This window comes from Pseudomonas sp. D4002, from assembly GCF_013385665.1.
Taxonomy (GTDB): domain Bacteria; phylum Pseudomonadota; class Gammaproteobacteria; order Pseudomonadales; family Pseudomonadaceae; genus Aquipseudomonas.
Genome location: NZ_JACAPN010000025.1, coordinates 38,233 through 53,192, shown reverse-complemented (window position 1 = coordinate 53,192; position 14,960 = coordinate 38,233). Strand labels below are relative to the sequence as shown.

The following is a 14,960-nucleotide window of genomic DNA, read 5'->3' as shown; positions in this document are numbered from 1 at the left end:
GCGCTCTTTCTTCATCCGTCAAAGCGCTCCTCATTTGGTTTGCCCCGCCGTTTGGCGGGGCTTTTTTTTGCGCCGTGTCCTGTAGGCGCGAGCTTGCTCGCGAAGAACCCGAGATCACCGCGTTCTGTCAGAATGGTCGCGTTGTCGTTAACGATCATCGCGAGCACGCTCGCTCCTACACAAAGCCGTGACCGTCGGGGAATGGGATGCCGTTACAACGTTTGAATAACCTGTCCGAGATTGCGCCCGATGAATGGAACGCGTTGGTCCCCGTCGATCAGCCGTTTCTGCGCCATGCGTTCCTCAGTGCCCTGGAAGACAGCGCCAGCATCGGCCCGCACTCCGGCTGGCAGCCCGAGCATTTGCTGCATTATGAAGGTGGACGGCTGATTGCCGCGTTGCCCAGCTATCGCAAATGGCATTCCTATGGCGAGTACGTGTTCGACCACGGTTGGGCCGATGCCTGCGAGCGGGCGGGCATCGACTACTACCCGAAATTGCTGACGGCCGTGCCCTTCAGCCCGGTCAGCGGCCCGCGCCTGTTGGCCGCCAGCGCCGAGGACGGTTTCGAATTGCTTAAAAGCCTGCCCGGTTACCTGGAAATCGAAGGCCTTTCCAGCGCCCATATCAACTTTACCGACGCCCTCGCAGACACCGCACTGGCCCGGCAGCCGGGTTGGCTGCAACGCCTGGGCTGCCAGTTTCATTGGCAAAACCGCGGCTACCGCGACTTCCAGGACTTTCTCGACGCGCTGAGTTCGCGCAAGCGCAAACAGATGCGCAAGGAGCGCGAGCAAGTGGCGGGGCAGGGCATCGAGTTCGAGTGGCTGCAAGGCCATGAGTTGAGCGAGGCACAGTGGGATTTTGTCTACGCCTGTTACGCCAATACCTACGCCATACGCCGACAATCGCCCTACCTGTCCCGGAATTTTTTCAGCCTGCTGGCCGAGCGCATGCCCGAGGCGATTCGCGTGGTGCTGGCCAAGCAAGGCTCACGGCCGGTGGCCATGGCCTTCAGCCTGATCGGCGGCAACAGTTTTTATGGGCGTTACTGGGGCTGCCTGGCCGAGTTCGACCGGCTGCATTTCGAGACTTGCTTCTACCAAGGCATGGATTACGCGATTGCCCATGGCCTGCAGCGTTTCGACGCCGGCGCCCAGGGCGAGCACAAGTTGATTCGCGGGTTTGAGCCGGTGATCACGCACTCCTGGCATTACCTGCGACACCCGGGATTGAAGACCGCCGTGGCGGATTTCCTGGAGCGCGAAAGCGTGGGGATCCTGGCATATGCCGAGGAGGCGAGGGCAGCCCTGCCTTATCGGCAGGGCTGAACCTGTCTGGCTCAGGCGGTTTTTTCCGCGCCCAGCCATCGATAGGTAATGCCGCCGACCACTGCACCGAGGATCGGCGCCAGCCAGAACATCCACAACTGCTGCAGCGCCCAACCGCCGACGATCAGCGCCGGGCCGGTACTGCGGGCCGGGTTGACCGAGGTGTTGGTGACCGGGATCGAGATCAGGTGGATCAGCGTCAGCGCCAGGCCAATGGCAATGGGCGCGAAGCCCGTCGGCACACGACGGTCGGTGGCGCCGAGGATGATCAGCACGAACATGGCCGTCATCACCAACTCGCACACAAACCCCGCTGCCATCGAATAACCACCAGGCGAATGCTCGCCGTAGCCGTTGCTGGCCAGGCCCGAAGCCAGTTCGAACCCCGGCTTGCCGCTGGCTATGAAGTACAACAGTGCAGCGGCAACGACGCCGCCGATTACCTGGGACACGATGTACGCCGGTAACTCCCTGGCCGGAAATCTTCCGCCCACTACCAGCCCCACCGACACTGCAGGGTTCAGGTGACAACCGCTGATGTGCCCGATGGCAAATGCCATGGTCAGCACCGTGAGCCCGAACGCCAGGGCCACACCGAGCACACCGATCCCGACCGGGGACGATGCGGCCAGTACCGCACTGCCGCAGCCACCCAACACCAGCCAAAACGTACCCAGTCCTTCCGTAACGGAACGTTTGAACAGTGACATGAACACATCCTTAATAGATTGCTCTATCTGATTAACGGGTCTGTGATGCATCCCTGCTGCCTTAAATCAGGGCCCTCCTGGGGCCTGATTGGAGTACAGCAGGATTGTGTAGCAAGACCAGCGGGATAGAGAAAACTGTCAGAATTGTTCGGAATTGAGGTTGCAGTTAACCAACGGAATCAGTCTATTCCGACGAAGCCACCGGTCTGGTGTTGCCACAATCGCGCATACAAACCGCCGTGTGCGAGCAATTCGGCATGGCTGCCGGTCTCGGCGATCTGGCCTTTTTCCAGCACCACCAGCCTGTCCATTCTGGCAATGGTGGACAGCCGGTGGGCGATGGCGATCACTGTCTTGCCCTGCATCAGGGTTTCCAGGCTTTCCTGGATCGCCGCTTCGACTTCCGAATCCAGCGCGGAGGTGGCTTCGTCCATGATCAGGATCGGCGCATCCTTGAGCAGTACCCGGGCGATGGCAATGCGCTGACGTTGCCCGCCGGAGAGTTTCACCCCGCGTTCGCCGACGTGGGCGTCGAGGCCGGTGCGGCCCTCGGCGTCCGACAGCAATGGGATGAACTCGTCGGCGCGGGCCTTGTGCACGGCGGCCCAAAGCTCTTCGTCGGTGGCGTCCGGCTTGCCATACAGCAAGTTGTCGCGGATCGAGCGGTGCAGCAGCGAGGTGTCCTGGGTGATCATGCCGATCTGTTCGCGCAAGGTTTCCTGGGCGACGTCGGCGATGTTCTGGCCGTCGATCAGGATACGGCCGCCTTGCAGGTCGTACAGGCGCAACAGCAGGTTGACCAAGGTGGATTTGCCCGCGCCGGACGGACCGATCAGGCCGATTTTTTCACCCGGTTCAATCGCCAGGTTCAAGCCGCTGATGATCCCGCTCTTCTTGCCGTAGTGGAAATCCACCTGATCGAACCGCACCTCGCCATGGGGCACTTCCAGGCGCGGGGCATTTTCCCGGTCGGTCACTGCCAGCGGCTGGGCGATGGTTTTCAGGCCGTCCTGGACCATGCCGATGTTTTCGAAAATGCCGTTGACCACCCACATGATCCAGCCGGACATGTTGACGATACGAATCACCAGGCCGGTGGCCAGGGCGATGGCGCCCACCGAAATCAGGGATTGGGTCCACAGCCACAGGGCAAGGCCGGTGGTGGTGACAATCAGCAGGCCGTTCATGGTGGTAATCACGATGTCCATGCTGGTCACGACGCGGCTGGCCAACTGGGTTTTCTCGGTCTGCTCGACGATCGCTTCCCTGGCGTAGTTCTGCTCGAAATTGGTATGAGCGAACAGCTTCAAGGTGGTGATGTTGGTGTAGCCGTCGACGATCCGCCCCATCAGTTTTGAGCGTGCCTCGGAGGAGATGACCGAGCGCTCCTTGACCCGTGGCACGAAGTACCGCAGGGCCAGGCTGTAGGCGACGATCCAGGTGATCAGCGGGATCATCAGGCGCCAGTCGGCTTCGGCGAACAGCACCAGGGCGCTGATGGCGTAGATCGCCACGTGCCAGATCGCGTCCACGGCGGCCACTGCGGAGTCGCGCAGGGAGTTGCCGGTTTGCATGATGCGCTGGGCAATGCGCCCGGCGAAATCGTTCTGGAAGAAGTTCAGGCTCTGTTTGAGCACATAGCTGTGGTTTTGCCAGCGGATCAGGCTGGTCATGCCGGGGCTGATGGTCTGGTGCACCAGCAGGTCATGCAGGGCGCCGAAGATCGGGCGCAACAGCAGGGCGACCACGGCCATCCAGATCAGCTCGGTGGCGTGGATCTGGAAGAAGTTGGCGGGCGGCGTGCCCTGGGCCAGGTCGATGATGCGGCTCAGGTAGCTGAACAGCGCCACTTCGATCAGCGCGCCGATCAGGCCCACCACCAGCAAGGCGGTAAAGCTTGGCCATACCTGGCGCAGGTAATAGACGTAGAAGGGTAGGACTTTGTCTGGAGGGGCCGCGCTGGGAGGTTCGCGGAAGATGTCGATCAGTTGTTCAAAACGACGATAGAGCATTAGGTCTGACGCCCGCGCGGCGGGCTCTCCTGTTCAAATGCGCGCGACGCCTTGCGGGCCTCGCGCGAAACTCCCTGTAGCCTTCAGTCGATGCGCTTGGCCGACTTGATCAGGACAGGATCGATTGGCACGTTCTGCATGCCCTGTTTGGTGGTGGTCTGCGAGTTGACGATGATGTCGACCACGTCCATGCCCTTGACCACTTTGGCGAACACCGCGTAACCGGCATCACGGCCCGGGTCGAGGAAGGCATTGTCCGCAACGTTGATGAAGAATTGGCTGGTGGCGGAGTTCGGGTCGTTGGTACGCGCCATCGACAGGGTGCCGCGCACGTTATGCAGGCCGTTGCTGGCTTCGTTCTTGATCGGTGCTTCGGTCGGCTTTTGCGACATTTGCTGGGTAAAACCACCGCCCTGCACCATGAAGCCCGGGATTACCCGGTGAAAAATGGTGTTGGTGTAGAAGCCCTTGTCGACATAGGCCAGGAAGTTCTTGGTACTGATCGGGGCCTTGACCGGGTCCAGTTCGATCTCGATGTCGCCATTGGTGGTGGTGATCAAGACGTGGGGTGCCTTGGCGGGTTCGGCCGCCATCAGGTTGGCAGCGAACAGTACGGAACCGGCAAAGAAGGCGATTTTTTTCAGCATGGGTCAGTGATCCTGGGTTGTGGTTTCGACTGTCTTGAGAAAATCGAGCAGGGTGTTGTTGAAGCGTTCGGGTTGGTCCAGCGGCGTGGCATGGCGGGAATCCTCGATCACCACCAGCCGCGCATCGGGCAGCAGTTTTACATAGATTTCTTTCTGCGCCACGGGGGTGTAGTCGTGGTCGGCGCTGATGACCAGGGTTGGACAGGATATTTTCGAAAGTTGTTCCTGTACGCCCCAGCCAACAATCGCATCGAAGCTGGCGAGGTAAGCACGTTTGTCGTTTTTTGCCCAGCGTTCGGCCATCTTGCGCCGCAGTTCGGCTTGTTCGGGCTTGGGAAACAGCAGGCTGCCCAGGGCTTTGCCGATGGTGTTCAGGCTGAGGACGCGCGCCAGGCTCCAGCGCTTGGCCCACTGCCAATAGTCGCTGGCGCTGCGAACCTTGACCTGGGGCGCACTGTTGACGATGCACAGGCTCTTGAGCATTTGCGGCTCATCCACTGCCAGTTGAAAGGCGATCATGCCGCCCATGGACAGGCCGACCACGTGGGCCGGCGGCAAATGCAGGTGTTCGATCAAGGCCACCAGGTCGGCGGTGAAGCCGGCGATGCTGTAGCGCTCACGGGGTTTGTCGGAGCGGCCGTGACCGCGCACATCCACCACCACCAGGCGATAGTGTTGGGACAGCATGGGCACTTGCAGTTCCCAGTCCAGGCAACTGGAGCCCAGGCCGTGGATCAGGATCAGCGGCGCGCCGTGGCCATATTCCTCGTAATGCAGGGTGCAACCTTCATGTTCGAAATAGGCCACGTGAACTCCTTGTTCAGGCTTGCTGCGGTGCGGCGAATGGCGCGTCCAGTGGTGCAGTGTCGAAGGTGCGCAGCAACTCGACGAGAATCTGCGTGGCCGGGCCCAGGGGTTTGTCCTTGTTCGAGTAAAGATAGAAGGTCGGGTTGCGGCTGCCACCCCGTTCCAGGGGCAGTAGCTTGAGCAGGCCTTCCTTGAGTTCGCGTTCGATCAGGTGTCGCGGCAGCCAGGCGAAGCCCAGGCCGCTGCTGACGAAGGTGGCGGCGGTGGGCAGGCTGCCGACGGTCCAGCGCTGCTCGGCGCCGAGCCAGCCGACGTCCCGTGGCTGCTGGCGGCCGGAGTCGCGGATCACCACCTGCATGTGGCTTTCCAGATCCTGGAAGCTCAGTTCGCGGTGCAATTGATGCAGCGGATGTTCGGGGTGGGCCACGGCGACAAATTCGACGTCGCTCATTTCCGTACCGAGGTAACCGGGAATGATGAACCCGCTGATGGCGAGGTCGGCCATGCCGTCCATCAACAGCTCTTCGACGCCGGACAACACCTCTTCGCGCAAACGCACCCGGCAGCCACGGCTTTGCGGCATAAAGGCAGTGAGGGCGCGCACCAGGCGGGCGTTGGGGTAAGCGGCATCGACCACCAGCCGCACCTCGGCTTCCCAGCCTTGTTCCATATGGTGGGCCAGGTCTTCCAGTTGGCTGGCGTTTTTCACCAGTTGCCGGGAGCGGCGCAGCAGCACTTCACCGGCTTCGGTGAGCACGGCCTTGCGCCCGTCAATGCGCAGCAGCGGCACGCCGAGCTGATCCTGCATGCGGGCCACGGTGTAGCTCACCGAGGATTGCGAGCGGTGCAGCGCTTCGGCCGCCTGGGCGAAGCCGCCATGGTCGACCACGGCTTGCAAGGTGCGCCATTGATCAAGGGTAACGCGGGGCGCTTTCAAGATGAGCTCCTCTTGTCCTAAGCTGGCGGTCCTTATTGGAGACTGCCGAATGAGAAAATTCTGTTGTGTGCTGCTGGCGTTGCTGCCGTTGAGTGCGTTTGCATTCAGTACCGATGTGACGAAAGACATTCAGGGCGTGAAGATCGATTACAGCGCGTCAGACGTCGACAGCAATATCAGTTCGATCCAACTCACCAACTACGGCCCCAATGACGCGGAGTGCAAGGTACGCTTTACCAATGGTCCGGAAGCCCCGCGTACGCGCAAGGTCACGGTTGCAGCAGGGAAAACCACCAATACCACGGTCAAATTCAACCGTGCCGTTATCAAGATGCGTATCCAGCTCACCTGCGCACCGAAATAAGGCAAAAGCGGAGCTTGCGTACAGCAATACTCCGCTTATAAACAAATTTCTAGATGGGTTATAGCAGTTTTTTACGCTTTTTAATCGAACGGACCCTGTCTAACCTTCACTCCATCGCCTTACAGCATTCACCGATGGAGCTTACATAATCATGGCCCGTGTTCTGATCATCGAAAGCAGCGCCCGTCAGCAGGACTCAATCTCCCGGCAGCTGACCCAACAATTCATCAGCCAATGGAAAGTCGCCCATCCGGCTGATCAGATCACCGTACGAGACCTCGCCATCAACCCGGTTCCGCACCTGGATGCCAATCTGTTGGGCGGCTGGATGAAACCTGCCGAGCAGCGCAGCACGGTTGAGCAGGCCTCCCTGGACCGCTCCAACGAACTGACCGATGAATTGCTGGCCGCCGATGTGTTGGTGATGGCCGCGCCGATGTACAACTTCGCGATTCCCAGCACCCTCAAAGCCTGGCTCGACCATGTGCTGCGTGCCGGTGTGACCTTCAAGTACACCGCCACCGGCCCCCAGGGCCTGTTGACCGACAAGCGTGCCTTTGTGCTGACCGCCCGCGGCGGCATCCACGCCGGTGGCAGCACCGACCACCAGGAACCGTACCTGCGTCAGGTCATGGGCTTTATCGGCATCCATGACGTCACGTTCATTCATGCCGAAGGGGTGAACCTGGGCGGTGATTTCCAGGAGAAGGGTTTGAACCAGGCCAAGGCGTTGTTGGCCCAAGTGGCGTGAGATGTTAATCGTCAGATAATCGCCCGCTGTTTAGATAGCTCCACGCAACCCTTCAAGTACGCGTATCGAACCTCCCTTTGCACTTTTTGCTCCTGAGTGCTCCCGCCCGACTGACGCTTTTAGCGAGGTCGGGTTTTTTTTGCCTTGAGTTTCGTAACGCGCGGAAAACCGCTAATGTCGCGCCCATTCAAAATGAGGCGAGCATGGGCTATCTACTTGTTGTGACGCTGATCCAGGCGTTTTCCTTCAGCTTGATCGGCGAATACCTGGCCGGTCACGTCGACAGTTATTTCGCGGTGCTGGTGCGTGTACTGTTGGCCGGGCTGGTGTTTATCCCGCTGACCCGCTGGCGCTCGGTGGAGCCGGCGTTCATGCGCGGCATGCTGTTGATCGGCGCACTGCAGTTCGGCGTGACCTACGTGTGCCTGTACCTGAGCTTTCGCGTACTGACGGTGCCGGAGGTGTTGCTGTTCACCATCCTGACACCGTTGCACGTGACCTTGATCGAAGACGCCCTGAACCGCCGCTTCAACCCGTGGGCGCTGGTGGCCGCACTGGTGGCGGTGGCGGGGGCAGCGGTGATTCGCTTCGACCAGATCACCCCGAACTTCTTCATGGGCTTCCTGCTGCTGCAACTGGCCAACTTCACCTACGCCGCCGGGCAGGTGCTTTATAAGCATCTGGTGGCCCGTCATCCGAGTGATCTGCCGCATTACCGGCGCTTTGGCTACTTCTACCTCGGCGCGTTGGCGGTGGCGTTGCCGGCGTTCCTGATGTTCGGCAAGGCCAACTACCTGCCGGAAGCGCCGTTGCAGTGGGGCGTTTTGGTGTTCCTCGGTCTGGTCAGCACGGCACTGGGTATGTACTGGTGGAACAAGGGCGCGTGCATGGTCAACGGTGGCACGTTGGCGGTGATGAACAACCTGCATGTGCCGGTGGGGTTGTTGCTGAACTTGCTGATCTGGAATCAGCATGAACCGTTGGGCAGGTTGCTGCTGGGCGGTTTGGTGATTCTCGGGGCGGTGTGGATCAGCCGGCTGGGCCTGCGGTCGTCGGCGCCAATTGCGTCAGCAAAAAATCAATGAATGCGCGGGTCTTTTGCGGCACGCGTCGCGCTGACGAATAAACCGCATTGATGGTGATTGCCGGCGCCTGCCATTCGCAGAGCACCGGCACCAGGCGCCCGGCGCTCAGGGCGTCTTCGACGATAAAGTCCGGCAACAGCGCGATGCCCATCCCGGCCTCTGCCGCCTGGGCCAGCAGGTCGCCGTTGTTGGCGTGCAGAGGGCCGGTAACGTTGACCCGCTGGGTTTCCTGGCCCTTGCTCAATTGCAGGCTGACGCCGCTTTGCAGATACCCATAATTGAGGCACTGGTGCTGGCGCAGGTCTTGCGGGGTCTGCGGTATGCCCGCGCGTGCCAGGTAGGCTGGCGCAGCCACCATGATCCGTGGCGCAGGTGCCAACTGGCGGGCGATCATCGTTGAGTCGGGCATGCTGGCGATGCGGATGGTCACGTCGAAACCACCGCGTACCGGGTCGACCTGTTGGTCGCTGAGCACCAGTTGCAGCTCGATATGCGGATGCTGTTCATGGAACAGCGGAATCAACCGCCCCAGGCGATGCAGCCCGAACGACATCGGCGCATTGACCCGCAACACGCCCCGTAGCTCACCGATACCATCCCGGGCCCGCTGTTCGGCTTCGTCCAGGGCGGCCAGTACTTCACGCGCAGCTTCAAAATACTCGGCCCCGGCCTCCGTCAAATGCAGGCTGCGGGTGGTGCGCTGAAGCAGTTGCACGCCTATGGCTTCTTCCAGCGCCTGAATCTGTTTGCTGACTTTTGAGCGCGGTACGTCCATGGCTCGCGCGGCGGCCGCGAAGCCGTTCTCGCCGACCGTGACGACAAACGCCCGCATGCATTCGATACGGTCCATGATTGTACCTTTTTTAGAATCAATGATTCTCTATTTTAGGTAATTGTCTCGATTTTATCCATCCCATAAAGTTACTTCCAAGCCGCCAGCCAAGCTTCACAGCGGCGCTGAACGCACCTCTTACCGAATCGAAACCATTAAAAGGAAGTCACCATGTCTATTCGCGAATTGCTCAACCCAACCAACTCCACCCTGATCCTGATCGACCACCAGCCGCAGATGGCCTTTGGCGTGCAGTCGATCGATCGCCAGACCCTGAAGAACAACACGGTGGCGCTGGCCAAGGCCGCCAAGATCTTCAACGTACCGACCATCCTGACCTCGGTTGAGACCAAGAGCTTCAGCGGCTATATCTGGCCGGAGCTGCTGAATGTGTTCCCGGACCAGCAGCCGATCGAGCGCACCTCGATGAACTCCTGGGAAGACAAGGCGCTGGTGGCCGCGGTGAAGGCCACCTGGCGCAAGAAGCTGATCATGGCGGCCCTGTGGACCGAGGTGTGCCTGAACTTCCCGGCCCTGGAAGCCCTGGCCGAAGGCTACGAGGTGTACATCGTCACCGACGCCTCCGGCGGCACCAGCAAAGAAGCGCATGACATGTCGGTGCAACGGATGATTCAGGCGGGCGCGGTACCGGTCACCTGGCAGCAAGTGCTGTTGGAATACCAGCGTGACTGGGCTCACAAGGAAACCTACGACGCGGTGATGGGCCTGGTACAGGAGCACAGCGGCGCTTACGGCATGGGCGTGGATTACGCTTACACCATGGTTCACGGCGCGCCGCAGCGTCAGGTCAAGTAAGGTCCAACGCAAAAAAAACGGCACAACTCGGGTTGTGCCGTTTTTTGTTGTTACATCACTGCCTTTTCCGCCGGGGGCAGGTGACTGGCCCCCAGCACCGCCGGCAACATCCCCGCCCGCAAGTCACCGCCGCTCGGCTGCTGGTACAGGCTCAAACCAAATTCCGGCAGCACCGCCAGCAGGTAGTCGAAGATATCGCCCTGGATCCGCTCGTAGTCGGCCCATGCGGTGGTGCGGGTGAAGCAGTAGATCTCCAGCGGGATGCCTTGGGCGGTGGTCTGCATCTGCCGCACCATGCAGGTCATGTTCGGCTGGATCTCCGGATGGCTTTTCAGATAGGCCAAGGCATACGCGCGGAAGGTGCCGATATTGGTCATGCGTCGGCGGTTGGCGGACATCGCCGCGACATTGCCCTGGGCTTCGTTCCAGGCCTTGAGCTCGGCCTTCTTGCGGCTCATGTAGTCGGTCAGCAGGTGTACCTTGGTGAGCTTCAGCTCTTCGTCGTCGCGGATGAAACGCACGCCGCTGGCGTCGATATACAGGCTGCGCTTGATCCGCCGGCCACCGGAGGCCTGCATGCCGCGCCAGTTCTTGAACGACTCGGACATCAGGCGCCAGGTGGGAATCGAGACGATAGTCTTGTCGAAGTTCTGCACTTTGACGGTGTGCAGGGTGATGTCTACCACGTCACCGTCGGCGCCGACCTGGGGCATTTCGATCCAGTCGCCGACCCGCAGCATGTCGTTGCTGGTCAATTGCACGCTGGCGACGAACGACAGCAGGGTGTCCTTGTAGACCAACAGAATCACCGCCGACATTGCACCCAGACCGGAAAGCAGCAGCAGTGGCGAGCGGTCGATCAACGTGGCGACGATGATGATGGCGCCAAACACGAACAGCACCATTTTCGCCAACTGCACGTAGCCCTTGATCGAGCGGGTGCGGGCGTGTTCGGTGCGGGCATAGATGTCCAGCAGGGCGTTGAGCAGTGCACTGATCGCCAGCACCATGAACAGAATGGTGAACGCCAGGGCGACATTGCCGATGAACAGGGTGGCGGTCTTGCTCAGGTCCGGCACCAGGTACAGGCCGAACTGGATCACCAGCGACGGCGTCATCTGCGCCAGGCGGTGGAAGACTTTGTTGTGCCGCAGGTCGTTGAGCCAGTGCAGCGCGGGTTGCCGGCCCAGCAGCTTGACGGCGTGCAGGATGAGGTAGCGGGCCACTCGTCCGAGCAGCAATGCCACTACCAGCAACACCACCAGCGCAAGGCTGGAATGCAGCAGCGGGTGTTCGTCGAGGGTGCCCCAAAGGTCTTTGACGTTGAGCCAGAGCTGTTTGATATCCATGGGTAAACGCGATTCTTCTGTAAGACGTGACGGGCCGATTAGAGCATTTAAGTACGTCAAAGTTGTGGTTGTGGACAAATCCCCTGACAAAAAAGCGCCTGATTAACCCAGTTCGCGTAAAGAAACTCGGCCTGAGCGCCCGAAACCGTTACCCTATGCAGCTGTTTTTTTGTATTTCTTCGAGGTAGCACCCGTGTTTTCCCAATTCGCCCTGCACGAACGCCTGCTCAAAGCCGTGGCCGAGCTTAAATTTGTCGAGCCAACGCCTGTGCAAGCAGCGGCCATCCCGCTCGCGCTCGAAGGGCGTGACCTGCGGGTGACGGCTCAAACCGGGAGTGGCAAGACCGCCGCTTTCGTCCTGCCGATTCTTAACCGTCTGATCGGCCCGGCGAAAGTCCGTGTCAGCATCAAGACCCTGATCCTGCTGCCGACCCGCGAACTGGCCCAGCAGACCTTGAAGGAAGTGGAGCGCTTCTCGCAGTTCACTTTCATCAAGTCCGGCCTGATCACCGGCGGCGAAGACTTCAAGGTCCAGGCCGCCATGCTGCGCAAGGTGCCGGACATCCTGATCGGCACCCCGGGCCGGATGATCGAACAACTGAACGCCGGCAACCTGGACCTCAAGGAAGTTGAAGTCCTGGTGCTCGACGAAGCCGACCGCATGCTCGACATGGGCTTTGCCGACGACGTGCAGCGCCTGGTGCAAGAGTGCGTCAACCGCCAGCAGACCATGCTGTTCTCGGCCACCACCGGTGGTTCGACCCTGCGCGAGATGGTCGCCAAGGTCCTGAACAACCCTGAGCACCTGCAGGTCAACAACGTCAGCGACCTGAACTCGACCACCCGTCAGCAGATCATCACTGCTGACCACAACGTGCACAAAGAGCAGATCCTCAACTGGTTGCTGGCCAACGAGACCTATCAGAAGGCTATCGTGTTCACCAACACCCGGGCCATGGCCGACCGCATCTACGGTCGCCTGGTGGCTCAGGAGTACAAGGCGTTCGTCCTGCACGGTGAGAAAGACCAGAAGGACCGCAAGCTGGCCATCGACCGCCTCAAGCAAGGCGGCGTGAAGATCCTGGTCGCCACCGACGTTGCCGCCCGCGGCCTGGACGTGGATGGCCTGGACATGGTGATCAACTTTGATATGCCCCGCAGCGGCGACGAATACGTACACCGTATCGGTCGTACCGGGCGTGCCGGCAACGATGGCCTGGCGATCTCGCTGATCTGCCATGGCGACTGGAACCTGATGTCGAGCATCGAGCGCTACTTGAAGCAGTCGTTCGAGCGCCGCACCATCAAGGAAGTCAAAGGCACCTACGGCGGGCCGAAGAAGGTCAAGGCATCGGGCAAGGCCGTTGGCGTGAAGAAGAAAAAGGTCGACGCCAAGGGCGACAAGAAGAAGGCCGGTGCCAAGTCGCCGACCAAGCGCAAGATTGCCAACCGTCCAAAGACCGACAACCTGTCGTTGGTCAGCAAGGACGGCATGGCGCCTCTGAAGCGCCGCAAGCCGGAAGCACCGGCTGCCGAGTAAGGCTTGAGCCATAAAAAAACCGGACAATGTCCGGTTTTTTTTCGCCTCAGTTTTTAGTTTTGTCGGTCGCCTCATTGAGTTCCGTGAGGCGCTGGTCGATCAGTTGGCACTTGTCGGGCAGGTCTGCGCTGGCGGTTTCCAGCTTCATGTTCTGCAGTTCTTCGTTGATCTCCTTGGCCTTCTCTGGATTCTGCTGGGTGAGCTCGGTCACCTTCTTGGCCAGTTGCTCACGTTTGGCGGTGGCCTCTTCCGGCGTGCAGGCCCAGGCGGGCAGGGCGGCAAGCAGCGTGGCCGCCACGGTCATATTCAGCAGGGTTTTCATAATTCGGACCTCCATGGCGATGATGTTCGGTTGAGGGCCGCGAGCGCTTAAAAGTTCAGCGAAATTGCGCCTGTCCACTAGGCTGAACGGACGATGGCCCGGCATGTCACACCTTTGAAGGGCCTATTTCGTGTGCCTTCAGGAGGAATCAGGATGACGACTTACGATTGGGATTTGATCGAACGATTGCTGCATGAGGTACAGAACGGTGGCGCCAACTTCGCCCCGCGCAAATATGCCGAGGAGGAAGCCGCTGAAAGGGCTAATGCTAGAGAGCCCATCGGTAACCTTGATAAGTTCAAAAAGACCGCAGCGGATTACGAGGCGTTGTTGTTCAAGCACGGCTTTATTGAGTCGAGGTCAGAGGAAGAGTGCGGCAATGGGGAGAATTTCAAATTGACCCCGCGCGGCTCACAGCTGCTGAGCCTGATCGACAGCAGCATCCCCGGCAATAATCACCCCCGGCAGGTGCTGGACGAACAGGCGGATGCGCTGGATCCGGCGACGTTTGATGAAGTGGCTTCGAAAGCACAGATTGCCTGATGTCTACGGGGTGCCAGCCTTCAGGCATTTAAGGGCCTTGAAATCGCTGCGCACCTTGTCGATCTTCTGCGTGAGCTTCTGGCGTTGCGGCACTGTGCTTTCCGCCATCAGGTCGACGATCAGGCTGCGGGCTGCGGTTTCGGTCTGGGCGTAGGCCTGGCGATATTCAGGAGTCCACAGGCTTTCGCGGTTCACCAGCAGTTGCTCGATCTTCTGAGGGAAATCGCTGCTGTGGCGATCTTTGACCGCTGCGATAAAGAGCGTTTGCCAGTGGGCGCGGTTGCCAATCCATTGTTGGTTCTGCTCACCCAAGGCGATCGACCAGGCGGTGACGCGATTCTGCTGGCTGGCACTTAACGGCCCGAGCCACGCATCGAGGCGCTTATTCATGCGCTCGGCGCGTTCCTTGATCTGCTGCTCGAGGGGCGGTTTCAGGTATTCGTCCTGACGCTTGCGCAGGTCCTTGGCGAACGCTTGCTCCATATCCTGTACTTGCTGGTCGTCCAGCCCCTGCAGTAGCTCGACGGCGGACGGCGTGATCGCCCGGGCGCTCTCGGCAATAGCTTGTTTGGCTTCGGCGGTACGGGTTTGCAGGGCGGCGTCAGTCACCTGGTTGGTGTCGACCATCTGTTGCAGGCGATCGAGCCAGTCCAGGTAGCCCGGCAATTGTGTGGTGCAATGCCAGGCCAGGTGTTCCTTGAGTGTGTCGTTGAACCAGCTCTTCTGCCCGGCGTTCATTTCCAGGTAGTCGCTGAGGGTCCAGGGGATGATCACATCCAGATTGCGATAGGCCAGGCCCACCCGATTGCAGCCGGCAAGCACCAGGCTGAGGGTCAGCAACATCACCAGAAATTTTAACCGACGCAGCATGAGCGAGTCCTTGCGCAGACGAGAGTATTGCATCTGAACCCGTC

Annotated in this window: 17 protein-coding genes; 7 read left to right on the top strand and 10 right to left on the bottom strand. The window is 60.2% G+C overall.

The annotated features are described in order from the left end of the window. Positions 1-11: 11 nt before the first annotated feature. A complete protein-coding gene (locus HX824_RS32635) occupies positions 12-167 on the bottom strand; it encodes a hypothetical protein (protein ID WP_157222855.1) in 156 nt (51 codons plus the stop codon). A gap of 39 nt (positions 168-206) precedes the next feature. Between HX824_RS32635 and HX824_RS19365 the strand changes: the two genes are divergently transcribed. Continuing rightward, positions 207-1,331 carry a GNAT family N-acetyltransferase gene (locus HX824_RS19365; protein WP_177054948.1) on the top strand — a complete coding sequence of 375 codons (1,125 nt, stop codon included), beginning with the start codon at positions 207-209 and terminating at the stop codon, positions 1,329-1,331. Positions 1,332-1,342: 11 nt separating this feature from the next. On the opposite strand, the gene aqpZ is transcribed toward HX824_RS19365, so the two are convergent. The 5 genes from aqpZ to HX824_RS19340 all read right to left on the bottom strand — a co-directional run bounded on the left by aqpZ (position 1,343) and on the right by HX824_RS19340 (position 6,444). Continuing rightward, positions 1,343-2,041: an aquaporin Z gene (gene aqpZ / locus HX824_RS19360; protein WP_008437990.1), complete on the bottom strand. Its 699-nt coding sequence runs from the start codon at positions 2,039-2,041 to the stop codon at positions 1,343-1,345. Between the two features lie 179 nt (positions 2,042-2,220). Next, positions 2,221-4,053 (bottom strand): ABC transporter ATP-binding protein, encoded by a 1,833-nt coding sequence (locus HX824_RS19355; RefSeq protein WP_177054947.1) that lies wholly within the window; start codon positions 4,051-4,053, stop codon positions 2,221-2,223. Between the two features lie 83 nt (positions 4,054-4,136). Next, positions 4,137-4,700 carry a peptidylprolyl isomerase A gene (locus HX824_RS19350; RefSeq protein WP_003210708.1) on the bottom strand — a complete coding sequence of 188 codons (564 nt, stop codon included), beginning with the start codon at positions 4,698-4,700 and terminating at the stop codon, positions 4,137-4,139. Positions 4,701-4,703: 3 nt separating this feature from the next. After that, a complete protein-coding gene (locus HX824_RS19345; RefSeq protein ID WP_177054946.1) occupies positions 4,704-5,507 on the bottom strand; it encodes an alpha/beta fold hydrolase in 804 nt (267 codons plus the stop codon). A gap of 13 nt (positions 5,508-5,520) precedes the next feature. Beyond that, positions 5,521-6,444 carry a LysR family transcriptional regulator gene (locus tag HX824_RS19340; RefSeq protein WP_003210710.1) on the bottom strand — a complete coding sequence of 308 codons (924 nt, stop codon included), beginning with the start codon at positions 6,442-6,444 and terminating at the stop codon, positions 5,521-5,523. Between the two features lie 49 nt (positions 6,445-6,493). Between HX824_RS19340 and HX824_RS19335 the strand changes: the two genes are divergently transcribed. From HX824_RS19335 to HX824_RS19325, 3 genes are all read left to right on the top strand, one after another. Then, positions 6,494-6,808: a 3-phosphoglycerate kinase gene (locus HX824_RS19335; protein ID WP_177054945.1), complete on the top strand. Its 315-nt coding sequence runs from the start codon at positions 6,494-6,496 to the stop codon at positions 6,806-6,808. Positions 6,809-6,959: 151 nt separating this feature from the next. Beyond that, a complete protein-coding gene (locus HX824_RS19330; protein WP_003210712.1) occupies positions 6,960-7,559 on the top strand; it encodes an FMN-dependent NADH-azoreductase in 600 nt (199 codons plus the stop codon). A 203-nt stretch (positions 7,560-7,762) separates the two neighbouring features. After that, on the top strand, positions 7,763-8,644 hold the full coding sequence (locus tag HX824_RS19325) for a carboxylate/amino acid/amine transporter (protein ID WP_102368336.1): 882 nt from the start codon (positions 7,763-7,765) through the stop codon (positions 8,642-8,644). Here the strand turns inward: HX824_RS19325 and HX824_RS19320 are convergent. Continuing rightward, on the bottom strand, positions 8,589-9,494 hold the full coding sequence (locus HX824_RS19320; protein ID WP_032899700.1) for a LysR family transcriptional regulator: 906 nt from the start codon (positions 9,492-9,494) through the stop codon (positions 8,589-8,591). The genes HX824_RS19325 and HX824_RS19320 overlap by 56 nt on opposite strands. A 153-nt stretch (positions 9,495-9,647) precedes the next feature. On the opposite strand from HX824_RS19320, the gene HX824_RS19315 reads away from it, so the two are divergent. Beyond that, a complete protein-coding gene (locus tag HX824_RS19315; protein ID WP_177054944.1) occupies positions 9,648-10,292 on the top strand; it encodes a hydrolase in 645 nt (214 codons plus the stop codon). A gap of 50 nt (positions 10,293-10,342) precedes the next feature. Here HX824_RS19315 and HX824_RS19310 read toward each other — a convergent pair whose 3' ends face one another. Beyond that, a complete protein-coding gene (locus HX824_RS19310) occupies positions 10,343-11,641 on the bottom strand; it encodes a mechanosensitive ion channel family protein (RefSeq protein WP_177054943.1) in 1,299 nt (432 codons plus the stop codon). A gap of 193 nt (positions 11,642-11,834) precedes the next feature. Between HX824_RS19310 and HX824_RS19305 the strand changes: the two genes are divergently transcribed. Continuing rightward, the gene (locus HX824_RS19305) at positions 11,835-13,181 is read left to right on the top strand and encodes a DEAD/DEAH box helicase (protein WP_003210717.1); all 1,347 of its coding nucleotides are present in this window, start codon (positions 11,835-11,837) and stop codon (positions 13,179-13,181) included. Between the two features lie 46 nt (positions 13,182-13,227). Here HX824_RS19305 and HX824_RS19300 read toward each other — a convergent pair whose 3' ends face one another. Further along, positions 13,228-13,503 (bottom strand): hypothetical protein, encoded by a 276-nt coding sequence (locus HX824_RS19300; RefSeq protein WP_102605391.1) that lies wholly within the window; start codon positions 13,501-13,503, stop codon positions 13,228-13,230. A 153-nt stretch (positions 13,504-13,656) separates the two neighbouring features. Here HX824_RS19300 and HX824_RS19295 point away from each other — a divergent pair, with 153 nt between their 5' ends. Next, positions 13,657-14,046, top strand: coding sequence for a hypothetical protein (locus tag HX824_RS19295; RefSeq protein WP_008438132.1), 390 nt, complete (start codon positions 13,657-13,659; stop codon positions 14,044-14,046). 3 nt (positions 14,047-14,049) lie between these two features. Here the strand turns inward: HX824_RS19295 and HX824_RS19290 are convergent, their stop codons facing one another. Continuing rightward, positions 14,050-14,916: a DUF6279 family lipoprotein gene (locus HX824_RS19290; RefSeq protein WP_008438133.1), complete on the bottom strand. Its 867-nt coding sequence runs from the start codon at positions 14,914-14,916 to the stop codon at positions 14,050-14,052. Between the last annotated feature and the right edge of the window lie 44 nt (positions 14,917-14,960).

Coding starts and splice junctions, on each gene's coding strand:
- HX824_RS19330 (WP_003210712.1), top strand. CDS start 6,960: ATGGCCCGTGTTCTGATCATCGAAAGCAGCGCCCGTCAGCAGGACTCA.
- HX824_RS19300 (WP_102605391.1), bottom strand. CDS start 13,503: ATGAAAACCCTGCTGAATATGACCGTGGCGGCCACGCTGCTTGCCGCC.
- HX824_RS19315 (WP_177054944.1), top strand. CDS start 9,648: ATGTCTATTCGCGAATTGCTCAACCCAACCAACTCCACCCTGATCCTG.
- HX824_RS19365 (WP_177054948.1), top strand. CDS start 207: ATGCCGTTACAACGTTTGAATAACCTGTCCGAGATTGCGCCCGATGAA.
- HX824_RS19320 (WP_032899700.1), bottom strand. CDS start 9,494: ATGGACCGTATCGAATGCATGCGGGCGTTTGTCGTCACGGTCGGCGAG.
- HX824_RS19335 (WP_177054945.1), top strand. CDS start 6,494: ATGAGAAAATTCTGTTGTGTGCTGCTGGCGTTGCTGCCGTTGAGTGCG.
- HX824_RS19355 (WP_177054947.1), bottom strand. CDS start 4,053: ATGCTCTATCGTCGTTTTGAACAACTGATCGACATCTTCCGCGAACCT.
- HX824_RS19310 (WP_177054943.1), bottom strand. CDS start 11,641: ATGGATATCAAACAGCTCTGGCTCAACGTCAAAGACCTTTGGGGCACC.
- HX824_RS19295 (WP_008438132.1), top strand. CDS start 13,657: ATGACGACTTACGATTGGGATTTGATCGAACGATTGCTGCATGAGGTA.
- HX824_RS19350 (WP_003210708.1), bottom strand. CDS start 4,700: ATGCTGAAAAAAATCGCCTTCTTTGCCGGTTCCGTACTGTTCGCTGCC.
- aqpZ (WP_008437990.1), bottom strand. CDS start 2,041: ATGTCACTGTTCAAACGTTCCGTTACGGAAGGACTGGGTACGTTTTGG.
- HX824_RS19290 (WP_008438133.1), bottom strand. CDS start 14,916: ATGCTGCGTCGGTTAAAATTTCTGGTGATGTTGCTGACCCTCAGCCTG.
- HX824_RS19325 (WP_102368336.1), top strand. CDS start 7,763: ATGGGCTATCTACTTGTTGTGACGCTGATCCAGGCGTTTTCCTTCAGC.